Here is a 16,555-nt window from a genome sequence, read left to right on the forward strand (position 1 = left end):
CCCGGGAGGGACAGCCCGGGACCGAGGAGACATGCCCGCATGAGCCACATCAGCCCTGCCATTGCCGCGATCGTGCTGGAGGAAGGCGACCGCTTCGCGCTGCTCGCCGGGGGCGAGGAGCGCACCGGCACGGTGGCCGGCAGGACCGACACCGGATGCCTCCGCTTCACCGACGACGCCACGGGACGCACCGTCCTCGCAGACCTCTCCCACTGGGACGCGGTGCGGCTCGACAGCACGAGGCTCGCCCGCCGCCCCGACATCCGCCCGCACTGGCTGCGCGACGAGATCGCCGCGGACCCGGCCATGCTCGGCCTGGGGGCCCTGCGGCACGCCCCCCTCTGCCCGCGGGGCATCCACAGCCTCATCCTGGACGACCCGGCCACGGGGATCCGGTACGCCGTCGACGTCCAGCATGGTTCCTGCGACGAGGACCAGCTGGCCCGCTCGTCTGCCGCCGCGCGGGCCGAACAGCACCGCAGCCCCCACACCACCGTGGTCCCGGTCGTCGTCGCCGAACGGATCCCCGTGTCCGTGCGGCCCCGGGTCGAGCTGGGCATCGAGGCGAGGGCTACCGACATGGGCCGCGGGATCAGCCTTGAACTGGTCCCGGTTCCGAAGGAGTGCCCCGCGCCGTTCGCCGGGCTCATCGGCGCCGCCTGAGCCGGCGCCGCTGCCGCCAGAGGCCGCAGGGCCCGGCGGGTGGCTACGACTCGGCGGCGATGACCGCCGGACCGGCGAACGCGCGGGCGGCCATGGAGGCGGCCTCTCGCCGGAGCCCGCCCCGGCGGATACCGTTGGCAGCGGCCGCGAAGGCCTCGAGGTACGGCACCATCCTCGCCGAACCGGCCGCCGAGGCCTGAGCCGCCCCGAGGAGCTCGGGCCCGGTGGGGGCCTCACGGTCGGAGAAGTGCCGCTCGAGGCCCTCGCGCAGCAGCCGCATCGCCTCGCTGCGCTGCTGCGAGACGGCGGAGGAGGTGATGCCGAGCTCGGCGGCGACGTCCTTGACGGCCCGGCCCTCGAGGTAGATCGCGGTGACGATGGCGCGCAGCCGCTCGGGAAGCGCCTGCACTGCGGCCCGGAGGTACTGTGTGCGCTCGGCCGCGAGCACGGCGTCCTCCGGTGCTACCGCCTCGGCCACGAGCGCCTCCGCGGCGTCGTCGAGGGCACCGACGGTGCGGGCGGCGTCGGCGAAGCTGTCCCGCACCTGCTCGCGGGTGAGGCCGAGGGCGGTGGCGAGCTCGTCCTCGGTGGGCTGCCGCCCGAGCCCGCCGGCGAGCGCCTCGGCGGTGGCCTGGACGGCCTTGATGCGCTTGCGCGTGCCGCGCCCCGCCCAGTCGAGCGAGCGCAGCTCGTCGGAGAGCGCGCCCGTGATGCGCCGCCGGGCGTAGGCGCCGAACGGGACGCCGGTCGAGGGGTCGTAGGAGTCCGCGGCCAGGACGAGGCCCAGCGCGCCCACGGAAGCCATGTCCTCGCGCGAGAGGTGGGTGGCCCGCGCGCACAGGTCGGAGACCAGGTAGCCGACGAGCGGCAGATTCTGCAGGACGAGGCTGTTGCGCTCTCCGATATCCACGTGCACCCCTGTGAGACCAAGCCGGCGTGAAGCCCATGGAGGGACATCGACGACCCCAGCCGTCACCTCATTGGACATGTACATTCTTATCCTGACAACGTTGTACATGTCCATTCGCTGCGCATGACACGCCGTGTCACGTGCGAAAAAAAGGGGTGGTGCGGCCTCTCAGGCCTGCTCGGAGGGCAGCGCCGCAGGGGGCAGGCCGCGCAGCACCTCGGCGGCGTCGGCGTGCGTCGCGGCGCGGTTCGCATCCGCCACGGCCTCGAAGATCTCCTCGCGCTTGACCGTCAGGTGGCGCGGTGCCTCGATGCCGATGCGGATGCCCTCGCCGCCTCGGCTCTCGAGGAACGTGATGACGATGTCCTCGCCGATCATGATCTTCTCACCGGGCTTGCGGGTCAGGACGAGCATGGTGTTCCCCTTCCGTGGGTAGCGGGCGTGGCGCCCTCAGAGCACCGTCCGTGGTGCTGGCGATCCGTCCACCCAGCCTAGGGGAATCCCCAGGCGGTTGACGGTGTGGGCTGTGCGGGTCTCCCCCGCGCCGAGGACCGCGAGCGCGTCGACCGGCAGGGTGCCGCGCACCCGATCGGTCCACTCCGCGGTGTCCTCCGGCTTGTGGCGCGCGTCCACCACGAGCCAGACCTGGTCGGCGGCGAGCTCGGCGGCGGCCTCGAGGTGGGGCAGCCCGTCGGCGAGCAGGCCGAGCGAGCAGGCCACGAGGACGGCCCTGTCCTCCTCGACGGCGGCGGCGCGCGCCGCGACGGCATCCCACCGGCCGTCGAGGTGCGGCCGGTCCGCGAGGCCGACGGCGCCCGCCCCGTACAGCTCCCACCCCGCCTCCGGGCCGGGGTGCTCCGCCGGCCCCTGCTGGTCGGCCGCCCCCGCGCGCTCGGCCATCGACTGGACCACGGCGCCCGCCGCTCCCCCGATCCCGAGGACCAGGACGAGATCGCCGGCGGCGGACAGCGGCGTGGGGACCGCGCCGGCGTCGACCTCGCGGCGCAGCCGCTGCAGGAGCGCATCGAAGCCGGTCGCCTCGGTCGAGACCGCCCGGTGCGGCCGGTCCGCGGCAGGCGCCCCGGCACCACCGGGGCCGCGGGCAGCGCCGCCTTCAGCGGGGTCGGCGGCGGGTCCGGGGTCGTGGCGCCCGGGGGGCGCGCGCACCGTGCGGAGGGCGTCCTCGGCGCTCTCGGCCTCCTCCAGCAGCGCGGCGATCCCGGTGCGGGCCGTGAGCACATGCGGCAGGGCGGGGGCACCGGCCGCGGTGGGCAGCCCGCCCTCGTCGGGGACGTGGACCGTGACCTCGATGTGGCGGCGTCCGAGGAAGCCGCCGAGACCGCTGTCGAGGACGCGCTCGGCGCGGACGATCCGGGCCGCGGCGCCGTAGGTCTGGAGGGCCTCGCGGGCGAGGTCCTCGAGGGAGGCGCCCCTAAGCTGGAACTGCTGAGCCAAGGCGCACCACCCCGATCGTCTCGATGGCCAGCTCCGCGGACGTCACCTCAGCGTAGGAGAGCACTGGAACGCCGGCGGGCGGGTGGGGCACGAGCCTGCGCAGCGCCGGCCTCAGCATCGGCGCGCACACGAGCACCGCGGCCCTGCCGGCGGACTCGGCGGCGGCCACGGCGGAGCTGAGCGAGGTGAGGATCGCGTCGAGCTTGCCGGGGTCCATTACGAGCTGGGTCCCGGTCTCCCCCGGGCGCAGGTCCTGGACGAGGGTCTGCTCGAGCACCGGCTCCACGGTGACGACGGAGAGCCGGCCGTTCTCGGCAAACCGCGCGACGAGGGCCGGCCCGAGGGCCAGCCGCGCCGCCTCGATGAGGCCTTCGGGATCGGCGGAGGCCTTGGCCCGCAGCGCGAGGGCCTCGTAGATGCGGGTGAGGTCGTTGATGGGCACCTGCTCGGACAGGAGGCCCTGAAGCACGCGGTGGAGCTCGGCGAGGGTCAGCAGCGCCGGAGTGAGCTCCTCGACCGCCGCCGGGCTCGTGGCCCGCACCCCCTCGGTGAGCACCCGGACGTCCTCGCGCGAGAGGAGGCGGGCGGCGTTGGCGGTCACGATCGAGGACAGGTGGGTGACGAGCACGCTCACGCGGTCGATCACGGTGGCGCCGGTCATCTCCGCGCTGTGGCGCATCTCCGCGGGGATCCACTTGCCGGCGAGGCCGAAGACGGGCTCGACGATGGCGGTCCCGGGCAGCGCGTCGAGGAAGTCGCCGAGCGCGAGGAGCCTGCCGGTGGGGGCGGTGCCGCGCCCGGCCTCGACGCCGGCGACCCGGATGGCATACGTGGCCGGCGGGAGCTCGACGCTGTCGCGGGTGCGCACGGCGGGGATGACGACGCCGAGGTCCATGGCGACCTTGTGCCGCAGCGACTTGACCCGGGCCAGCAGGTCGTCCGGCGAGCCGCCCACGAGGTCCACGAGGTCCGGGGCGAGCAGGATCTCGAGCGGATGGACCCGCATCTGCTCAAGGAGCAGCTGGTTCGGGTCCGGCTCCGGTGCGGCGTCCGCGGAGGCGGCGGCAGCAGCGGCGTCGTCCGCGGGCTTCACCCGGCGCGAGGCGAGGATGAGGAAGGCGCCGACGCCGAGGAAGGGCAGCGGCGGCATGCCCGGGATGAGGGCCATGACCACGGCGGCGCAGCCCGCGATGAGCAGGGCGTTGCGGGACTGGGAGAGCTGCTTCGACGCGGCCTGGCCGAGGTCCGCCTCGGCGTTGGAGCGGGTGACGATCATGCCGGTCGAGACGGCCATGAGCAGGGCGGGGATCTGGGTGACGAGCCCGTCGCCCATGGTCAGGAGGCTGTAGGTCCCCACGGCGTCGCCGAGGGAGAGGCCGCGCTGGGCCATGCCCACGCCGATGCCGCCGACGATGTTCACCACGATGATCACGATCCCGGCGATCGCGTCTCCCTTGACGAACTTCGACGCGCCGTCCATGGCGCCGTAGAAGTCGGCCTCGGCGGAGACCTCCGCGCGCCGCTGGCGGGCCACGACGTCGGTGATGAGTCCGGCATTGAGGTCGGCGTCGATGGCCATCTGCTTGCCCGGCATGGCATCGAGTGTGAACCGGGCCCCGACCTCGGCCACGCGCTCGGCGCCCTTGGTGACCACGACGAACTGGATGACCACGAGGATCACGAACACGACCGCGCCGATGATGAGGGACCCGCCCACGGTGACCTTGCCGAACGCGGCGATGACCTGGCCCGCGAAGCCCTGCCCGAGCACGAGGCGCGTGGAGGCGACGTTGAGGCCGAGCCGGAACAGGGTCGCGACGAGCAGCAGGGAGGGGAACACGGAGAAGTCGAGCGGCTTCTTCACGAACATGCTCGTGAGCAGGATGACCAGCGCGAGCAGGATGTTGCACACGATCAGGACGTCGAGCAGCGGTGCCGGGACGGGCACCACGAGGAGCAGGACGATGCCGACGATCCCGATCGGCACGGCGAGCCGGGAGAGGGTGCGGTTCACAGCGGGGCTCCTCGGGTCGGAAAGGGCGGTGTGGGTGGGACAGCAGGCATGGGTGGGACGGCAAGCATGGGTGGCACAGGGAGGGCCGGCGGGGCACCAGGCACCAGGCGGCCGGAAGGCACCGCCGGCCGCTGCGGGACGGTGTGGACGCCGGCCGCGGCGCCGCGGGCCTTGAGGGCCATGACGAACGCGAGGACGCCGGCGACCGCGGTGTAGTACTCGAGCGGGATCTCCTGCCCGAGCTGGCATGTGCCGTGCAGGGCCCGTGCGAGCGGGACGTCGCGGACCATGGGAACGCGTTCCTTCTCGGCCTCCTCGCGGATGCGGGCGGCGACGGTTCCGGCGCCCTTCGCGACGATGCGCGGGGCGGACTTGCCGGGCTCGTAGCGCAGGGCCACGGCCACGTGGGTTGGGTTGACGAGGACGACGTCGGCACTCGCCACGGCGGCGATCATGCGGTTGCGGGACATCGCCAGCTGCCGGGAGCGTCGCTGGGAGCGGACGAGCGGGTCGCCCTCGCTCGTCTTGGTCTCCTCCTTGACTTCCCGCTTGGTCATGCGGGTCTTGGTGCGATTGCGGCGCATCACGACCGCGACGTCCGCGATGGCGAGCAGGACCCCCGCCGCGACCGCGAACTGCAGCAGGGACGCCGCTCCGTTGCCCGCCTCGGCCAGCAGGCCCGTGATGGGGAGTCCGCCGGCGGAGAGCAGGACGGGCACGAGGCCCTGCACCACGTTCCACAGCACGAGCCCCACCACGGCCGTCTTCGCGAGGGCCTTCACCCCGCCCCAGAGGGCCTGGACGCCGAACATGCGCTTGAGCCCCTGGGCGGCGTTGAAGTTCTCGAACGAGGCCTTGAACCGCTTCACGTGCACGCCGCCCTGCAGGGCGGAGCCGGCGAGGACCGCGGCGAAGACGGCCGCGACGAGGGGCCCGACGGTACCGGCGAGGGAGCCGAACCCGTCGGTGAGCGCCGCGACCGCCTTGGCGGGATCGGGGCTAGCGGCGACGGAGGCAGCGGTGAACAGCTGGGCGGCGCCGGCGTCCGCGGCGCGGGAGACGGTGGAGGGGAGCATGATGGCCCCGACCCCGACGGCGAGCCACGCGGTGAGGTCCTGCGAGCGGGAGAGCTGGCCCTTGGACCGGACCTCGCGCAGGCGTTTGTCGGTGGCCTTCTCGGTGCGCTCCTGGGAGTCCGCCATCACCTCACCCCCATCAGGAGGGAGGCGGCCTGCTGGGCGAGCGCGGCGACGACCCGGGGCAGGGCGAGGAACATGACGCCGGCGAGGCCGAGCGTGATGAGGACCTTGAGCGGGAAGCCCATCTGGAACGCGTTGAGGGCGGGGGCGACACGGGTGAGGAGGCCGAGCCCCACGTCGGCGAGGAAGAGGACCGCCATGAGCGGACCGGCGATCTGGACGGCGGAGACGAACATGCCGGTCGCCGCGGTGGCCATCGCCGCCACGGGCTTGGCCAGGTCGAGGCCGCCGCCGAGCGGGATGGCCGTGACGCTGCCGGTCAGGCCCGCGAGGACCACCTGGTAGCCGTCCGAGGAGAACAGGAGCGCGAGGGCCGCCATCTGCACGAGCCGGGTGAACTGGGCCCCGTTGACCATGCTCTGCGGGTCGTAGCCCTGCGCGAGCTGGAACCCGCCGGAGAGGTCGATGAGGGAGCCTGCTGCCTGGAGCGCGGCGAAGACGAGGTAGACGAGGAAGCCGAGGGCGAGGCCGGTGACGAGTTCGAGGACGAGTCCGGTGACGAAGCCGGCCGTGTCGAGCGGCTGCCGCCCGGCGGCCGCCCGGGAGGACACGGCGAGCCCGAGCCCCACGCCGAGCATGGCCTTGATGCGGGCAGGGAACGCGTTGTGGGAGAACGGGGGGGCGATGAAGAGGAATGCCGTCATGCGGACGGCGGCGAGCATGACGGCCTCGATCCAGCCTTGGTCGATGGGGATGTCCATGCGGCCCTCACACCGATCCGAGGAGGGAGGGGAGCCTGGCGAAGAGGTCGTTGGTGAAGGAGACCATCTCGGAGATCATCCAGTGCCCGCAGACCACGAGGGCCACGGCGACGGCCACGGCCTTGGGCACGAAGGAGAGGGTGGCCTCCTGCAGCTGGGTGATCGACTGCACGAGGGAGACCGCGAGCCCGACCACGAGGGCGGTGACGAGGACCGGGGCGGAGAGCTTCGCCGCGGCGAGGAGGCCCTGCAGGAGGATGTCGAGGACCGCGGAGGTGTTCACGAGGGGCCTCCGTGGTAGCTCTGGATGAGCGCGGTGATGATGAGCCCCCAGCCGTCCACGAGGATGAACAGCAGGATCTTGAACGGCAGCGAGATCATCACCGGCGGGAGCATCATCATGCCCATCGACATGAGCGCGGCGGAGACCACGAGGTCGATGATGAGGAACGGGATGAAGATGACGAACCCGATGATGAACGCCGAGCGCAGCTCCGAGATCATGAACGCGGGGATGAGCGTCTGCAGCGGGGTGGCCGCGGGGCTGGCGGGGTTCTCGAGCCCGGCCGCCCGGGTCATGAGGGCGATGTCCTCCTGGCGCGTGTGCGCGACCATGAACTTGGACAGCGGCCCGCTGGCCGCCGTGAACGCGTGGCCGAAGTCGAGGTGGCCGCCGAGGTAGGGCTGGACGGCGAGATTGTTGATGTCGCTGACCACCGGCCACATGATGAACAGGGACAGGAACAGGGCCAGGCCGGCGAGGACCTGGTTGGGCGGCACGGACGCGAGCCCGAGCGCGTTCCGGGTCATCGCCAGGACCACGAAGATCTTGGTGAACGAGGACATCATGAGCAGCAGCGCGGGCGCGACCGAGAGCAGCGTGATGCCGATGAGGGTCACGACCGCGGAGGATGGCGCGTTGTCCGGCGTGTTGATCTGCAGGGTCAGTCCGCCGCTGCCGCCGGGGGCGGCGGGGGCAGTCGGGTCGCCGGGGCCGGCCGGGCCGGCGGGCTCGAGCGGCAGACCGGCGGCGTGGCCCGCCGCGGCGCCTGCGAGGAGGAGCGCGATCGCGGCGAGGGCCGCGAGGGCGAGGAGCACGACGGCGCGGGGCACCCACGAGGGCACCCGCCCCTTCCGCGCGTCCAGCGAGAGGGTCACGGCCGGCGCCCGGCGCGCAGCGCGCCGGCTGCGAGCCGCCACGTGCCGGGATCGAGGAGGGAGCCGGCCAGCGGCGCCGGCTGCTCGGCGAGCCGTCCCTGCTGGGCTGCCAGCTCGGCGTCGAACGACGCCGCGTGGCGGGCCGCGCGGCGGGTCGCGGCGGCGGTGCCCTCAGCCTCCACGGGTTCCGGGGCCGGGGCCTCGGCGGTGTGCAGGATGCTGATGCCGTGCTCGGTGACGCCGAGCATGAACCGCTTCCCGTCCGTGTCCACGAGCACCACGGAGGCCTTGGGCCCCACGCTCTGCCGGGAGACGACGCTCAGGGGCCTGCCCTTGGCCGCGGCCGGCCCGCGGCGCAGGCGCCGGTACAGGAGCCACATGACCCCCAGCACGGCGCCGAGCGAGACGAGGACCCGCAGGCCCAGCATGAGCGAGTCCATTCAGCGCTGGGCCTCGGCGGTGTCGAGGATCCGCGAGATGCGCACGGCGTAGTCCTGGTCGACGACGACGACCTCGCCGAGCGCGATCCGGCGCCCGTTGAGGAGCACGTCCACGGGCGCCCCGGCCGAGCGGTCGAGCTCGATGACCTTGCCCGGTTCCATGGCGAGGGCCTCGCGGATGCTCATGCGGGTTCGGCCGATCTCCACCGTCAGCGCCATCTCCACGTCCTGGATGCGGCCGAGCCGGTCCGCGAACGTCCCGGGGTCCTCGGCCTGCCAGGCCTCGTCCGCGAGCCGCACGGCGAACCAGCCGAAGGGGGCGGCGCCGTCGGAGATCTCGTACACCGCGACGCCGTCGGCGTCGGGTCCGCCGGTGAGGAGCCCGGCAGGATCGCCCTCGACGAGCTCGGACAGGACTCCGTCGCCGAGCGCCGCGGCGGCGCGTTCGAGCGCGGGCCGGAGCACCGCCGTCGTGCGCGCGGCCGGGCCGCCGCCCGCCTCGGCGACGAAGCCGGTGTCCACGAGGCCGAGCGCGATCTCGGCCGTGGCGGGCCCGATGAGGGAGGCCGAGACGACGGCCGCCACGGGGGCGGAAACCCCTACGGCCGGTCCGGAGACGCGCAGGCCCGGGACGGGGAGGGCGGCCGCGAGCTGCTCGGCGGCGGAGGCGGTGCGGGCCGGGGTGCTCACGGGCGGTACTCCTTGATGGCGACGGCGGGGTGGGATGCCGCGGGGTGGGGTGCGGCAGGGTGCGAGGCGGGCGTTGCGGGCGGCCCCTGGGGCGCGGCGTCGGGCGGTGGCGCGGTGAGCGCGACGATGCGGGCCGCGGCCCGGGACCCGCTGCGGACCACCATTGCCTGGGCGAGGTCCCGGCCGCCCACGCTCACGCGGAACGGCTCGCGTTCGTGGTGGGGCAGCGGGATGGTGTCTCCGACGGCCAGGGCGAGGACCTGTTCAGGGGTGATGGTCGCCTCGGCGAGCCGGACGGCGACCTCGACGGGCACCTCGGCGAGCTGGCGGCGCACCAGCTGGGGGGCGTCCTCGGCGCTGGCCACCGGGTTCACGGCGCCCAGCTGCGGCAGCAGCGCGTCGGCGGGGATCGCGACGGTCACCGCGGTGGCGGACTCCCCCACCCGGACGGTGAACGCGACGACCACCATGAGGTCCGCGGTCGCTGCCGCCTGGGCGAACTGGGAGTTGTGCTGGATGGACTCGACCCTGGCCGTGTCGGGCAGTAGGGGGCCGAGCGAGTAGGCGAGGACGTCGAGCGCCTCGTCCACGAGGTTCTTCACCAGCGCGTGCTCGAGGGGGGTGAACTTGCGTTCGAGGCCTGCCTTGTCCACGTGGCCACCGAGCATCCGGGCCACCCAGCCGAGGGCGGCCGGGGTGGGGAACTGGACGACCATCTTGGCGTGGTGCTCACCGAGGACGCAGCGGACCATGGTGGTCACGGGGACCAGGGACGCCACGTACTCGTCATAGGTCTGCACCAGGAGCGACTCGGTGGTGACGGTGGACTTGGTGCGGACCTTCGCGGTCAGCTGGGTGCCCCACTGGCGGGCGAACGAGTCGAAGGCCGCCTCGAGGATGCGGCTGTGCTCGCGCGCGAGAGTGGTGGGACGCCGGAAGTCGTACGGCTCGGCGGTTCTGGCCTGGGGCATGCCGAGGTCCTGCGCAGTCACGCCCTTCACTATCGGCAGGCGGGGACGGGCGGTAAGGGGCTCTGGCCGAGGCCGGCAGCGACCGCCGGCCCCTGCCAGAGCACTGGGGAAGCGGGAGGGGCGGGCTCGTCCCGGAGCCCGCCCCTCCCCCGTCTACTCTTCGGGTCCCTCGTCTTCTCCGGCGGAGGGGTACCCCTCTTCCTCGGCTCCGGGCGGGTAGTCCTCGTCGCTGCCCGGAATCCCCTCGGCCTGCTCCAGCAGGTCAGCCTCCGAGGCTTCGGCGTCCATCCGGGGCCGGGAGGTCTCCTCGGACGCAAGGACCGGGGCGTGCTGCTCCGCGTAGTCCGCCTCCGGCGCCTCCACCGGGGGGCTGCCGACAGGATCGGCCTGCGCGGCCGGCTCCGCCGGAAGGGCCTGCTCGAAAGCGTCGGCCTCGGGCTTTTCCTCAGTCATCGCCATGCCTCCTACTGTCCGTTCCGGTGGTACCCCCAGTGCGTTCCCGGCCCACGGCGTCCCCAAACCGCCGGCGGCGCACGTCCTCGAGTCCGCTCGCCCACCCTGCGCGGATCCACCTAGGCCGCGAAGGTGAGGCTGACGGTGAGCGGCGCCGAGGGGAACTGGGTGCCGATGGTGGAGGACTGCGCGCCGAGCGCTGCCGCGACGGGGCGGAGCGGGCCGGCCAGCACGACGGCGATCGAGCCGAGGACGGCGACCACCTTCGTGGCGGCGGTCGCCAGGCCGTGGTGCCACGGACTCCTCGGCGCATAGACACGGGCCACGACGTAGGACGCCAGGGCCGCCCACGCCTGGACCGCCGCGTAGACGCCCAGGGCGCCGTCGCGGTCCAGGGCCGCACGGCCTGCCGTCAGCCGCCCGTCGGACTCGACGTCGTGCCGGCATTCCTCCAGCACCCGCGAAACCAGCCGGACGACGTCCTCCTCGATCTCCCCGACCCACGCGCTGATGTCAGGAAGCCTCTGGTCCGCCTCGGCGAGCTCACGCTCGAGGGAGTCGATTCGCCGCTCGACCTCGGCGCGGAGTTCCTCGCTGGGTCCGTTCATCGCGCACCTTTCGCGTCGCGCACCGCTCGCCTCCGTGGAGCACTGATTCTGCATGCTGCCGGTGCCGTGGTCCAGAGTCGAACTGCCCTGACTACTTCTGCGCCGCCCGCGCCTTGAGCGCCTCCGGGATGAGCGCCCGGACCTCCTCGGACTGGTCGGAGAGCACGACGACGTCGACGCGGCGGTTCTGCTCGTAGTCGGCGTCGCTCGTGCCCGTGTTCGCGGGCCGGGAGGAGCCGTAGCCGGTGGCGCCGACCCGGGCGCCCGGCAGCGCATCGCGCTCGACCATCACGCGAAGCACCTTGGTGGCCCGCTCGGAGGAGAGCTCCCAGACCGAGGGGTAGCCCGTGATGAGGTTCGCGGCGTGCCCCTCGACCGAGACGTGCAGCGGCGTAGGGACGATCACGGGCGTGATCGCGTCGAGCACGCCCACGGCGCGCGGGGTGAGCGCCGAGCTGTCCGGGCTGAAGAACGTCTGCGACCCGACGAGACGCACGGTGAGCCCGCGCTGGTCGATCGTGAACTGCACGTCCCCGAGGAGGCCCTTCGCGTCGAGGCGCGCGGTCATCTGCTCCTTCAGGGCCGTGAGCCTCTCGACCTCCTTGGTCGCCAGGGCGAGGCTCGAGAAGCCCTCGGTGTCCTTGCTGGCCTTGTCCGGCGGGACCACGGTACCGGTGGCGGTGTCGATCTTCTGGGTGACGGTGGTGCCGAAGCCCGTCGCGAGGGAGTTGCGCAGCTTCTCGAACCGGTTCTGGTCCACGGTGGACATCGCGTAGAGCACCACGAACAGGCAGAACAGGACCGTGATCATGTCCATGTAGGAGATCGCCCAGCGCTCGTCGACGTGGAAGGGCTCGGGGGGCTTGCGCGGGGTGCGGCGTCGGCTCACGCGGCGGCCCTCATCTTCTCCTTCGCGTCCGCCCTGCCCCGGTCCTTGACGTGGTGCTCGGGGACCATCGCGCGGAGGCGGTCCGCGAGGAGCATGGGCTGGGCCCCGCCCTGGACGGCCAGGATGCCCTCCATGATGAGCGTCATGCGCTCGATCTCGAGCTCGGACAGGCGGGCGATGCGGGCCGAGATCGGGAGCCAGATGAAGTTGGCGGAGAGCAGGCCCCACAGGGTCGCGATGAACGCGCTGGCGATCATCGGGCCCAGTGACGTGGGGTCGGAGAGGTTCTCGAGCACGTGGGTGAGCGAGACCACCGTGCCGATGATGCCCATGGTGGGGGCGTAGCCGCCGAGGGCGGCGAAGAACTTGGAGTCGGCGTGGTCGGCGCGGGACTTCGTGCCGATCTCGTCCTCCATCATGATGCGCAGCTCCTCGGCGTCGGTGCCGTCGGCCACGTTCTGCAGCGCGCGCGAGAGGAAGGGGTCCTTCGTGTCGGTGGCCTCGGCCTCGAGCGAGAGGAGGCCCTCGGCGCGCGCCTTCTCCGCGAGGGCGATGATCTTGTCGATGCTCTCCTGCGGCCTCGGGGCGCGGCCGGTCGCCGCCCGCGGGACGGCCCGGAAGGCGCGCAGCGTGTCCTTGAGGGTGTTGCCGGCGAGGCCGACGGCGATGGTGGCCCCGAAGACGAGGATCATGGGCGGGGGCAGGATGAGGGCCGTGACGCTCGCGCCCTCCATCGACACGATCGCGACGACGGACCCGAACGCGAGGACGAGTCCGACGATGAGTGACGGGTCCATAGTGGTGTTCTCCTAGCGCTGGGTGGGGCGCAGGGGCGTGGCCCCCGGGCCTGGATCGTTCTCCGCTGTCCCCCGCACGAGGCTGAGCTGTTGCCCCTGGCCCACCGTGAGCCCGCGTGCTGTGGCGAGCACGAGGGCGCGGTAGTCCGCGATGAGCCCGATGATCTCGGCGAGGCTCTCCCGCACCACGTAGGTGGCGCCACCGACCATCACGAGGGTCGTGTCAGGGTTCTCCTGCACGCGCTCGATGAGGTCTGGGTTGACTGCGAAGCGTGACCCGTTGAGGCGGGTGACTGCGATCATGGGGCCGTTCTTCTGCTCGGGGGCGAGGCTCGCGGCCTCGCCCCCCACTATCGGCCGCCCTGTCCGCGGCGTAAGGCCGCTGCTTTGGTCGGCAAAGGAGTGGCTCCTGCCTCGGGAGGGGGAAGCGCTGTCTCCTCCATGTGGAACGGCCCACGAGGCTTCGACGCCGAAACTGGCTGCCCAGCATCTGATGACATCCGGACGGAGGCTCGGACGGCCCGGGGGCACGGAAGGCGCCCCGGCCGGCCAATGGCCTCCCTCCGGACCGGGCGCCAGCCGGACGCCTCCCGCACGTGCGCGCATGCGGACTGGCACAGCAAGGGTCAGTGGCCGTCGCACGATTGGCACCGTGTCTACCCAGAGCGCCCGCGATCGCTGACAGGGCCGGACGGGTCGTTGTCACCGTCGAGCACATCCCCGCCGACGTCGCCCACGCCGCCGCCCTCGCCCAGGCGACCGCCCCGTCGGGCTCCTCGAGCTCCACGCCGAGAAGACCGGCAACATCGTCGCCGCGCATGGCGAACCCGTCCCACGTGCCCGGAGGCTGTCAGCATCCCGTCTGGGTTCAGAGACGCAGCCGTCGGGTAAGCCCTCTTCGGCTGGAGCCCACGGGTGCTCGCAGACCCGGCGCGCGTCCGCGCGTCCATCACTCATCGGACCGCACGCAGAGGCAGTCCCTTAGGAACGAACGAGGACCATGGCGGAACAGGACCACAAGCAGCAGGGCGGATGGCTTCCCGGGCAGGAGGACCTCGAGGCATGGCTTCAGGGTCATGCCGAGCGCACGGCCGGCTCCGAGGCGGAAACCCAGTGGCATCCGGCCGTGCAGCGGTTCCGCCGGCTCGTGACGTCGGACCCGACCCTGCGCATGTACGCGACCCGGATGATCGAGCAGGTGCCCTCCTCGAAGCCGTATCAGCAGCGGCACCTGCACAGCTTCGAGCAGATGCTGTCCCTGGTCAACGCCGTCCTGACCACGGCGCCGGAGTTCAGCGACGGGTCGATGGTCACGACCCCGATGGCCGGCATCCTCGACTGGACCACGGGCACGGCCGCCGGTTTCGCGTTCTACCGCGACCCGCGGGTGAACGAGGGCCTCAAGGACATCCTCAACGCCTGGTGCGCCTTCCTGGACAGCGAGGAGTCGCTGTATGTGCTCAACGACTCGGACACGGGCTGGAAGAGCGACACGGCCCAACGGGTGGTGGGCATGAACCAGTTCGCCCACGACCCCGACGACCCGCACTGGGGATTCACCTCCTGGAACGACTTCTTCACCCGCCGGTTCGCCGACGGGCAGCGGCCGGTGGACCGCCCCGACGACGACCGGGTCATCGTCAGCGCCTGCGAGTCCACGCCGTACAAGCTCAGCACCGGTGTGCAGCGCCGGGACGAGTTCTGGGTCAAGAGCCAGCCCTACTCGCTCGAGGACCTGCTCGCGGACGACCCGGCCGTCGACGAGTTCGTCGGCGGGACCGTCCACCAGGCCTTCCTCAGCGCCACGAACTACCACCGCTGGCACAGCCCAGTCTCGGGCACCGTGGTCCGCGCCTACGTCCAGCCCGGCACGTACTTCTCGGAGGCCGACTCGGAGGGCGCGGACGCGGTGGAACCCACCAACTCCCAGGCCTATCTGGCCCATGTCGCCAGCCGCGCCATCATCCTCATCGAGGCGGACAACCCGACAATCGGGCTCGTCGCCGTCGTGCCGGTCGGGATGATCGAGGTCTCCTCCTGCGTCATCGGGGAGCAAGTGGTCCCCGGACAGCACCTCGAGAAGGGCGAGGAACTCGGATACTTCCAGTTCGGCGGCTCCACCCAGTGCCTTCTCTTCCGGCCCGGCGCCGTTGAGTCCTTCGCCCTGCAGGCCATCCCGCAGACCGCCGCCACACCCGTCCACGTCCGCTCCCACTTGGCCACCGCTGCCAGCGCCGGGGAGCGGACAACCTAGGCCGGGCCCGTCCGGCAGCCGGGCTGCCCCGCGGACTTCTGCAGTTCCCGTCCTTTTTAGCGCTTGAGGTCCACGAGCTCCTGGAGCACCTGGTCCGAGGTGGTGATGATGCGCGCGTTGGCCTGGAAGCCGCGCTGGGCCACGATGAGGTTGGTGAATTCCTGGGACAGGTCCACGTTGCTCATCTCGAGCGCGCCACCGGCCAGGGTGCCGAACCCCGGGTCGCCGGCCTGGCCGATCTGGGCCGTGCCGGAGTTCGCGGTGACCGTGTAGGAGGAGTCGCCGGCCTTCTCGAGCCCGGAGGGGTTGGTGAACTTGGCGAGGGCGATCCGGCCCACGGTCTGCTTGAGGCCGTTGCTGAAGGAGCCGATCAGGGAGCCGTCAGAGCCGAGGGTGAAGGCCTCGAGCGTGCCGGCGGAGGAGCCGTTCTGGCTCGTGGCGGCCACGGTGGTCATCCCCGCGTAGCCCGTCACAGGGCCGAGGTCCACGGTGATGCCGCCGACGGCGAGCGTGCCGCCCGCCGTCTGCTTGCCGCCCGCGAAGGCGAGGGTGCCGGCACCGGTGGCCCCGTCGGCGTCGGCGGCGGCGACGTCCCACCCGCCGGCGGTCTTCGTGAAGGTCAGCGCGAGGTTCCGGGCGGTGCCGTTCGCGTCGAACACCTTGATGTCCCGCTCGAGGGACGTGCCGGCAGCGGCGTCGGAGGGCAGGTTGCCGTCCACACCGACCTGGCTCGTGGCGACCGCGGGGATCGTGGCGGTGGGCGAGAGGGTGACGTCACCGATCGGGGAGCCCGTGTTGACCACCCCGGCGGCGTTCGCGGTCCAGCCTTGGAGGATGCCGCCGTCGGGCCCCACGAGGCGTCCGCCGGCGTCGAAGCCGAACGAGCCGGCCCGGGTGTAGAGCTGCTGTCCGCCGCGGCTCGTGATGAAGAACCCGTCGCCGGCGATCATCATGTCCGTGGCCTTGCCGGTGGTCTGCGCGGAGCCCTGGGTGAAGTTCGTGGTGACGGCCGCGACCTTCACGCCGAGGCCGATCTGCGCCGGGTTGGTGCCGCCGGTGGCCGGCTGCGGCCCGCTGGCGCCCTGGGTCAGCTGGGAGAGCGTGTCCTCGAACTGGGTCGAGGAGCCCTTGAAGCCGGTGGTGTTCACGTTGGCGATGTTGTTGCCGGTGACGTCCAGCATGGTCTGGTGGGCGCGCAGGCCCGAGATGCCGGAGTAGAGCGAGCGGAGCATGGTGGCTGCCTTTCGTCGGGCGGTAAGGGAGGCGGGGCGGGGCTGGTCAGGAAAACAGGAG

At 72.4% G+C, this 16,555-nt stretch carries 19 protein-coding genes; 2 read left to right on the top strand and 17 right to left on the bottom strand.

The genetic code is table 11. The features are described from left to right. The first annotated feature begins 39 nt into the window (after window positions 1–39). The gene (locus tag ACYVKZ_RS06160) at window positions 40–663 is read left to right on the top strand and encodes a hypothetical protein (RefSeq protein ID WP_460991187.1); all 624 of its coding nucleotides are present in this window, start codon (window positions 40–42) and stop codon (window positions 661–663) included. A 43-nt stretch (window positions 664–706) separates the two neighbouring features. On the opposite strand, the gene ACYVKZ_RS06165 is transcribed toward ACYVKZ_RS06160, so the two are convergent. From ACYVKZ_RS06165 to ACYVKZ_RS06240, 16 genes are all read right to left on the bottom strand, one after another. After that, window positions 707–1,573, bottom strand: a complete 867-nt coding sequence (locus ACYVKZ_RS06165) for a sigma-70 family RNA polymerase sigma factor (protein WP_460991188.1) — start codon at window positions 1,571–1,573, stop codon at window positions 707–709. Between the two features lie 168 nt (window positions 1,574–1,741). Continuing rightward, the gene (locus ACYVKZ_RS06170; protein WP_460991189.1) at window positions 1,742–1,987 is read right to left on the bottom strand and encodes a carbon storage regulator; all 246 of its coding nucleotides are present in this window, start codon (window positions 1,985–1,987) and stop codon (window positions 1,742–1,744) included. A 36-nt stretch (window positions 1,988–2,023) separates the two neighbouring features. Then, window positions 2,024–3,028 carry a hypothetical protein gene (locus tag ACYVKZ_RS06175; RefSeq protein WP_460991190.1) on the bottom strand — a complete coding sequence of 335 codons (1,005 nt, stop codon included), beginning with the start codon at window positions 3,026–3,028 and terminating at the stop codon, window positions 2,024–2,026. After that, window positions 3,006–5,042: a flagellar biosynthesis protein FlhA gene (locus ACYVKZ_RS06180; RefSeq protein WP_460991191.1), complete on the bottom strand. Its 2,037-nt coding sequence runs from the start codon at window positions 5,040–5,042 to the stop codon at window positions 3,006–3,008. The genes ACYVKZ_RS06175 and ACYVKZ_RS06180 overlap by 23 nt, the downstream gene beginning before the upstream one ends. Then, entirely contained in the window at window positions 5,039–6,244 is a 1,206-nt protein-coding gene (locus ACYVKZ_RS06185) for an EscU/YscU/HrcU family type III secretion system export apparatus switch protein (protein ID WP_460991192.1), read from the bottom strand. Before ACYVKZ_RS06185 ends, ACYVKZ_RS06180 begins: the two co-directional genes overlap by 4 nt. After that, on the bottom strand, window positions 6,244–7,002 hold the full coding sequence (locus tag ACYVKZ_RS06190; RefSeq protein WP_307005786.1) for a flagellar biosynthetic protein FliR: 759 nt from the start codon (window positions 7,000–7,002) through the stop codon (window positions 6,244–6,246). The genes ACYVKZ_RS06185 and ACYVKZ_RS06190 overlap by 1 nt, the downstream gene beginning before the upstream one ends. 7 nt (window positions 7,003–7,009) lie before the next feature. Then, window positions 7,010–7,285, bottom strand: a complete 276-nt coding sequence (gene fliQ, locus ACYVKZ_RS06195) for a flagellar biosynthesis protein FliQ (protein WP_460991193.1) — start codon at window positions 7,283–7,285, stop codon at window positions 7,010–7,012. Beyond that, window positions 7,282–8,160: a flagellar type III secretion system pore protein FliP gene (gene fliP / locus ACYVKZ_RS06200; RefSeq protein WP_460991194.1), complete on the bottom strand. Its 879-nt coding sequence runs from the start codon at window positions 8,158–8,160 to the stop codon at window positions 7,282–7,284. Before fliP ends, fliQ begins: the two co-directional genes overlap by 4 nt. Continuing rightward, window positions 8,157–8,600, bottom strand: a complete 444-nt coding sequence (fliO, locus tag ACYVKZ_RS06205) for a flagellar biosynthetic protein FliO (protein ID WP_460991195.1) — start codon at window positions 8,598–8,600, stop codon at window positions 8,157–8,159. The genes fliP and fliO overlap by 4 nt, the downstream gene beginning before the upstream one ends. Beyond that, window positions 8,601–9,290, bottom strand: coding sequence for a flagellar motor switch protein FliN (fliN, locus tag ACYVKZ_RS06210; RefSeq protein ID WP_460991196.1), 690 nt, complete (start codon window positions 9,288–9,290; stop codon window positions 8,601–8,603). Continuing rightward, window positions 9,287–10,282 carry a flagellar motor switch protein FliM gene (locus ACYVKZ_RS06215; protein WP_460991197.1) on the bottom strand — a complete coding sequence of 332 codons (996 nt, stop codon included), beginning with the start codon at window positions 10,280–10,282 and terminating at the stop codon, window positions 9,287–9,289. Before ACYVKZ_RS06215 ends, fliN begins: the two co-directional genes overlap by 4 nt. Window positions 10,283–10,414: 132 nt before the next feature. After that, a complete protein-coding gene (locus ACYVKZ_RS06220; RefSeq protein WP_460991198.1) occupies window positions 10,415–10,714 on the bottom strand; it encodes a hypothetical protein in 300 nt (99 codons plus the stop codon). A 119-nt stretch (window positions 10,715–10,833) separates the two neighbouring features. Further along, the gene (locus ACYVKZ_RS06225) at window positions 10,834–11,322 is read right to left on the bottom strand and encodes a hypothetical protein (protein ID WP_460991199.1); all 489 of its coding nucleotides are present in this window, start codon (window positions 11,320–11,322) and stop codon (window positions 10,834–10,836) included. A 91-nt stretch (window positions 11,323–11,413) separates the two neighbouring features. Further along, window positions 11,414–12,211 (bottom strand): OmpA/MotB family protein, encoded by a 798-nt coding sequence (locus tag ACYVKZ_RS06230; protein WP_460991200.1) that lies wholly within the window; start codon window positions 12,209–12,211, stop codon window positions 11,414–11,416. Next, a complete protein-coding gene (locus ACYVKZ_RS06235; RefSeq protein WP_460991201.1) occupies window positions 12,208–13,008 on the bottom strand; it encodes a motility protein A in 801 nt (266 codons plus the stop codon). The genes ACYVKZ_RS06230 and ACYVKZ_RS06235 overlap by 4 nt, the downstream gene beginning before the upstream one ends. A 12-nt stretch (window positions 13,009–13,020) precedes the next feature. Continuing rightward, window positions 13,021–13,311, bottom strand: coding sequence for a flagellar FlbD family protein (locus ACYVKZ_RS06240; protein WP_307005774.1), 291 nt, complete (start codon window positions 13,309–13,311; stop codon window positions 13,021–13,023). 697 nt (window positions 13,312–14,008) lie between these two features. Between ACYVKZ_RS06240 and ACYVKZ_RS06245 the strand changes: the two genes are divergently transcribed. Continuing rightward, window positions 14,009–15,262, top strand: a complete 1,254-nt coding sequence (locus ACYVKZ_RS06245) for a phophatidylserine decarboxylase associated domain-containing protein (protein WP_460991202.1) — start codon at window positions 14,009–14,011, stop codon at window positions 15,260–15,262. A 56-nt stretch (window positions 15,263–15,318) separates the two neighbouring features. Here the strand turns inward: ACYVKZ_RS06245 and ACYVKZ_RS06250 are convergent, their stop codons facing one another. Then, on the bottom strand, window positions 15,319–16,494 hold the full coding sequence (locus ACYVKZ_RS06250; RefSeq protein ID WP_460991203.1) for a flagellar hook protein FlgE: 1,176 nt from the start codon (window positions 16,492–16,494) through the stop codon (window positions 15,319–15,321). Window positions 16,495–16,555: the final 61 nt, after the last annotated feature.

This window comes from Sinomonas soli, assembly GCF_054782415.1.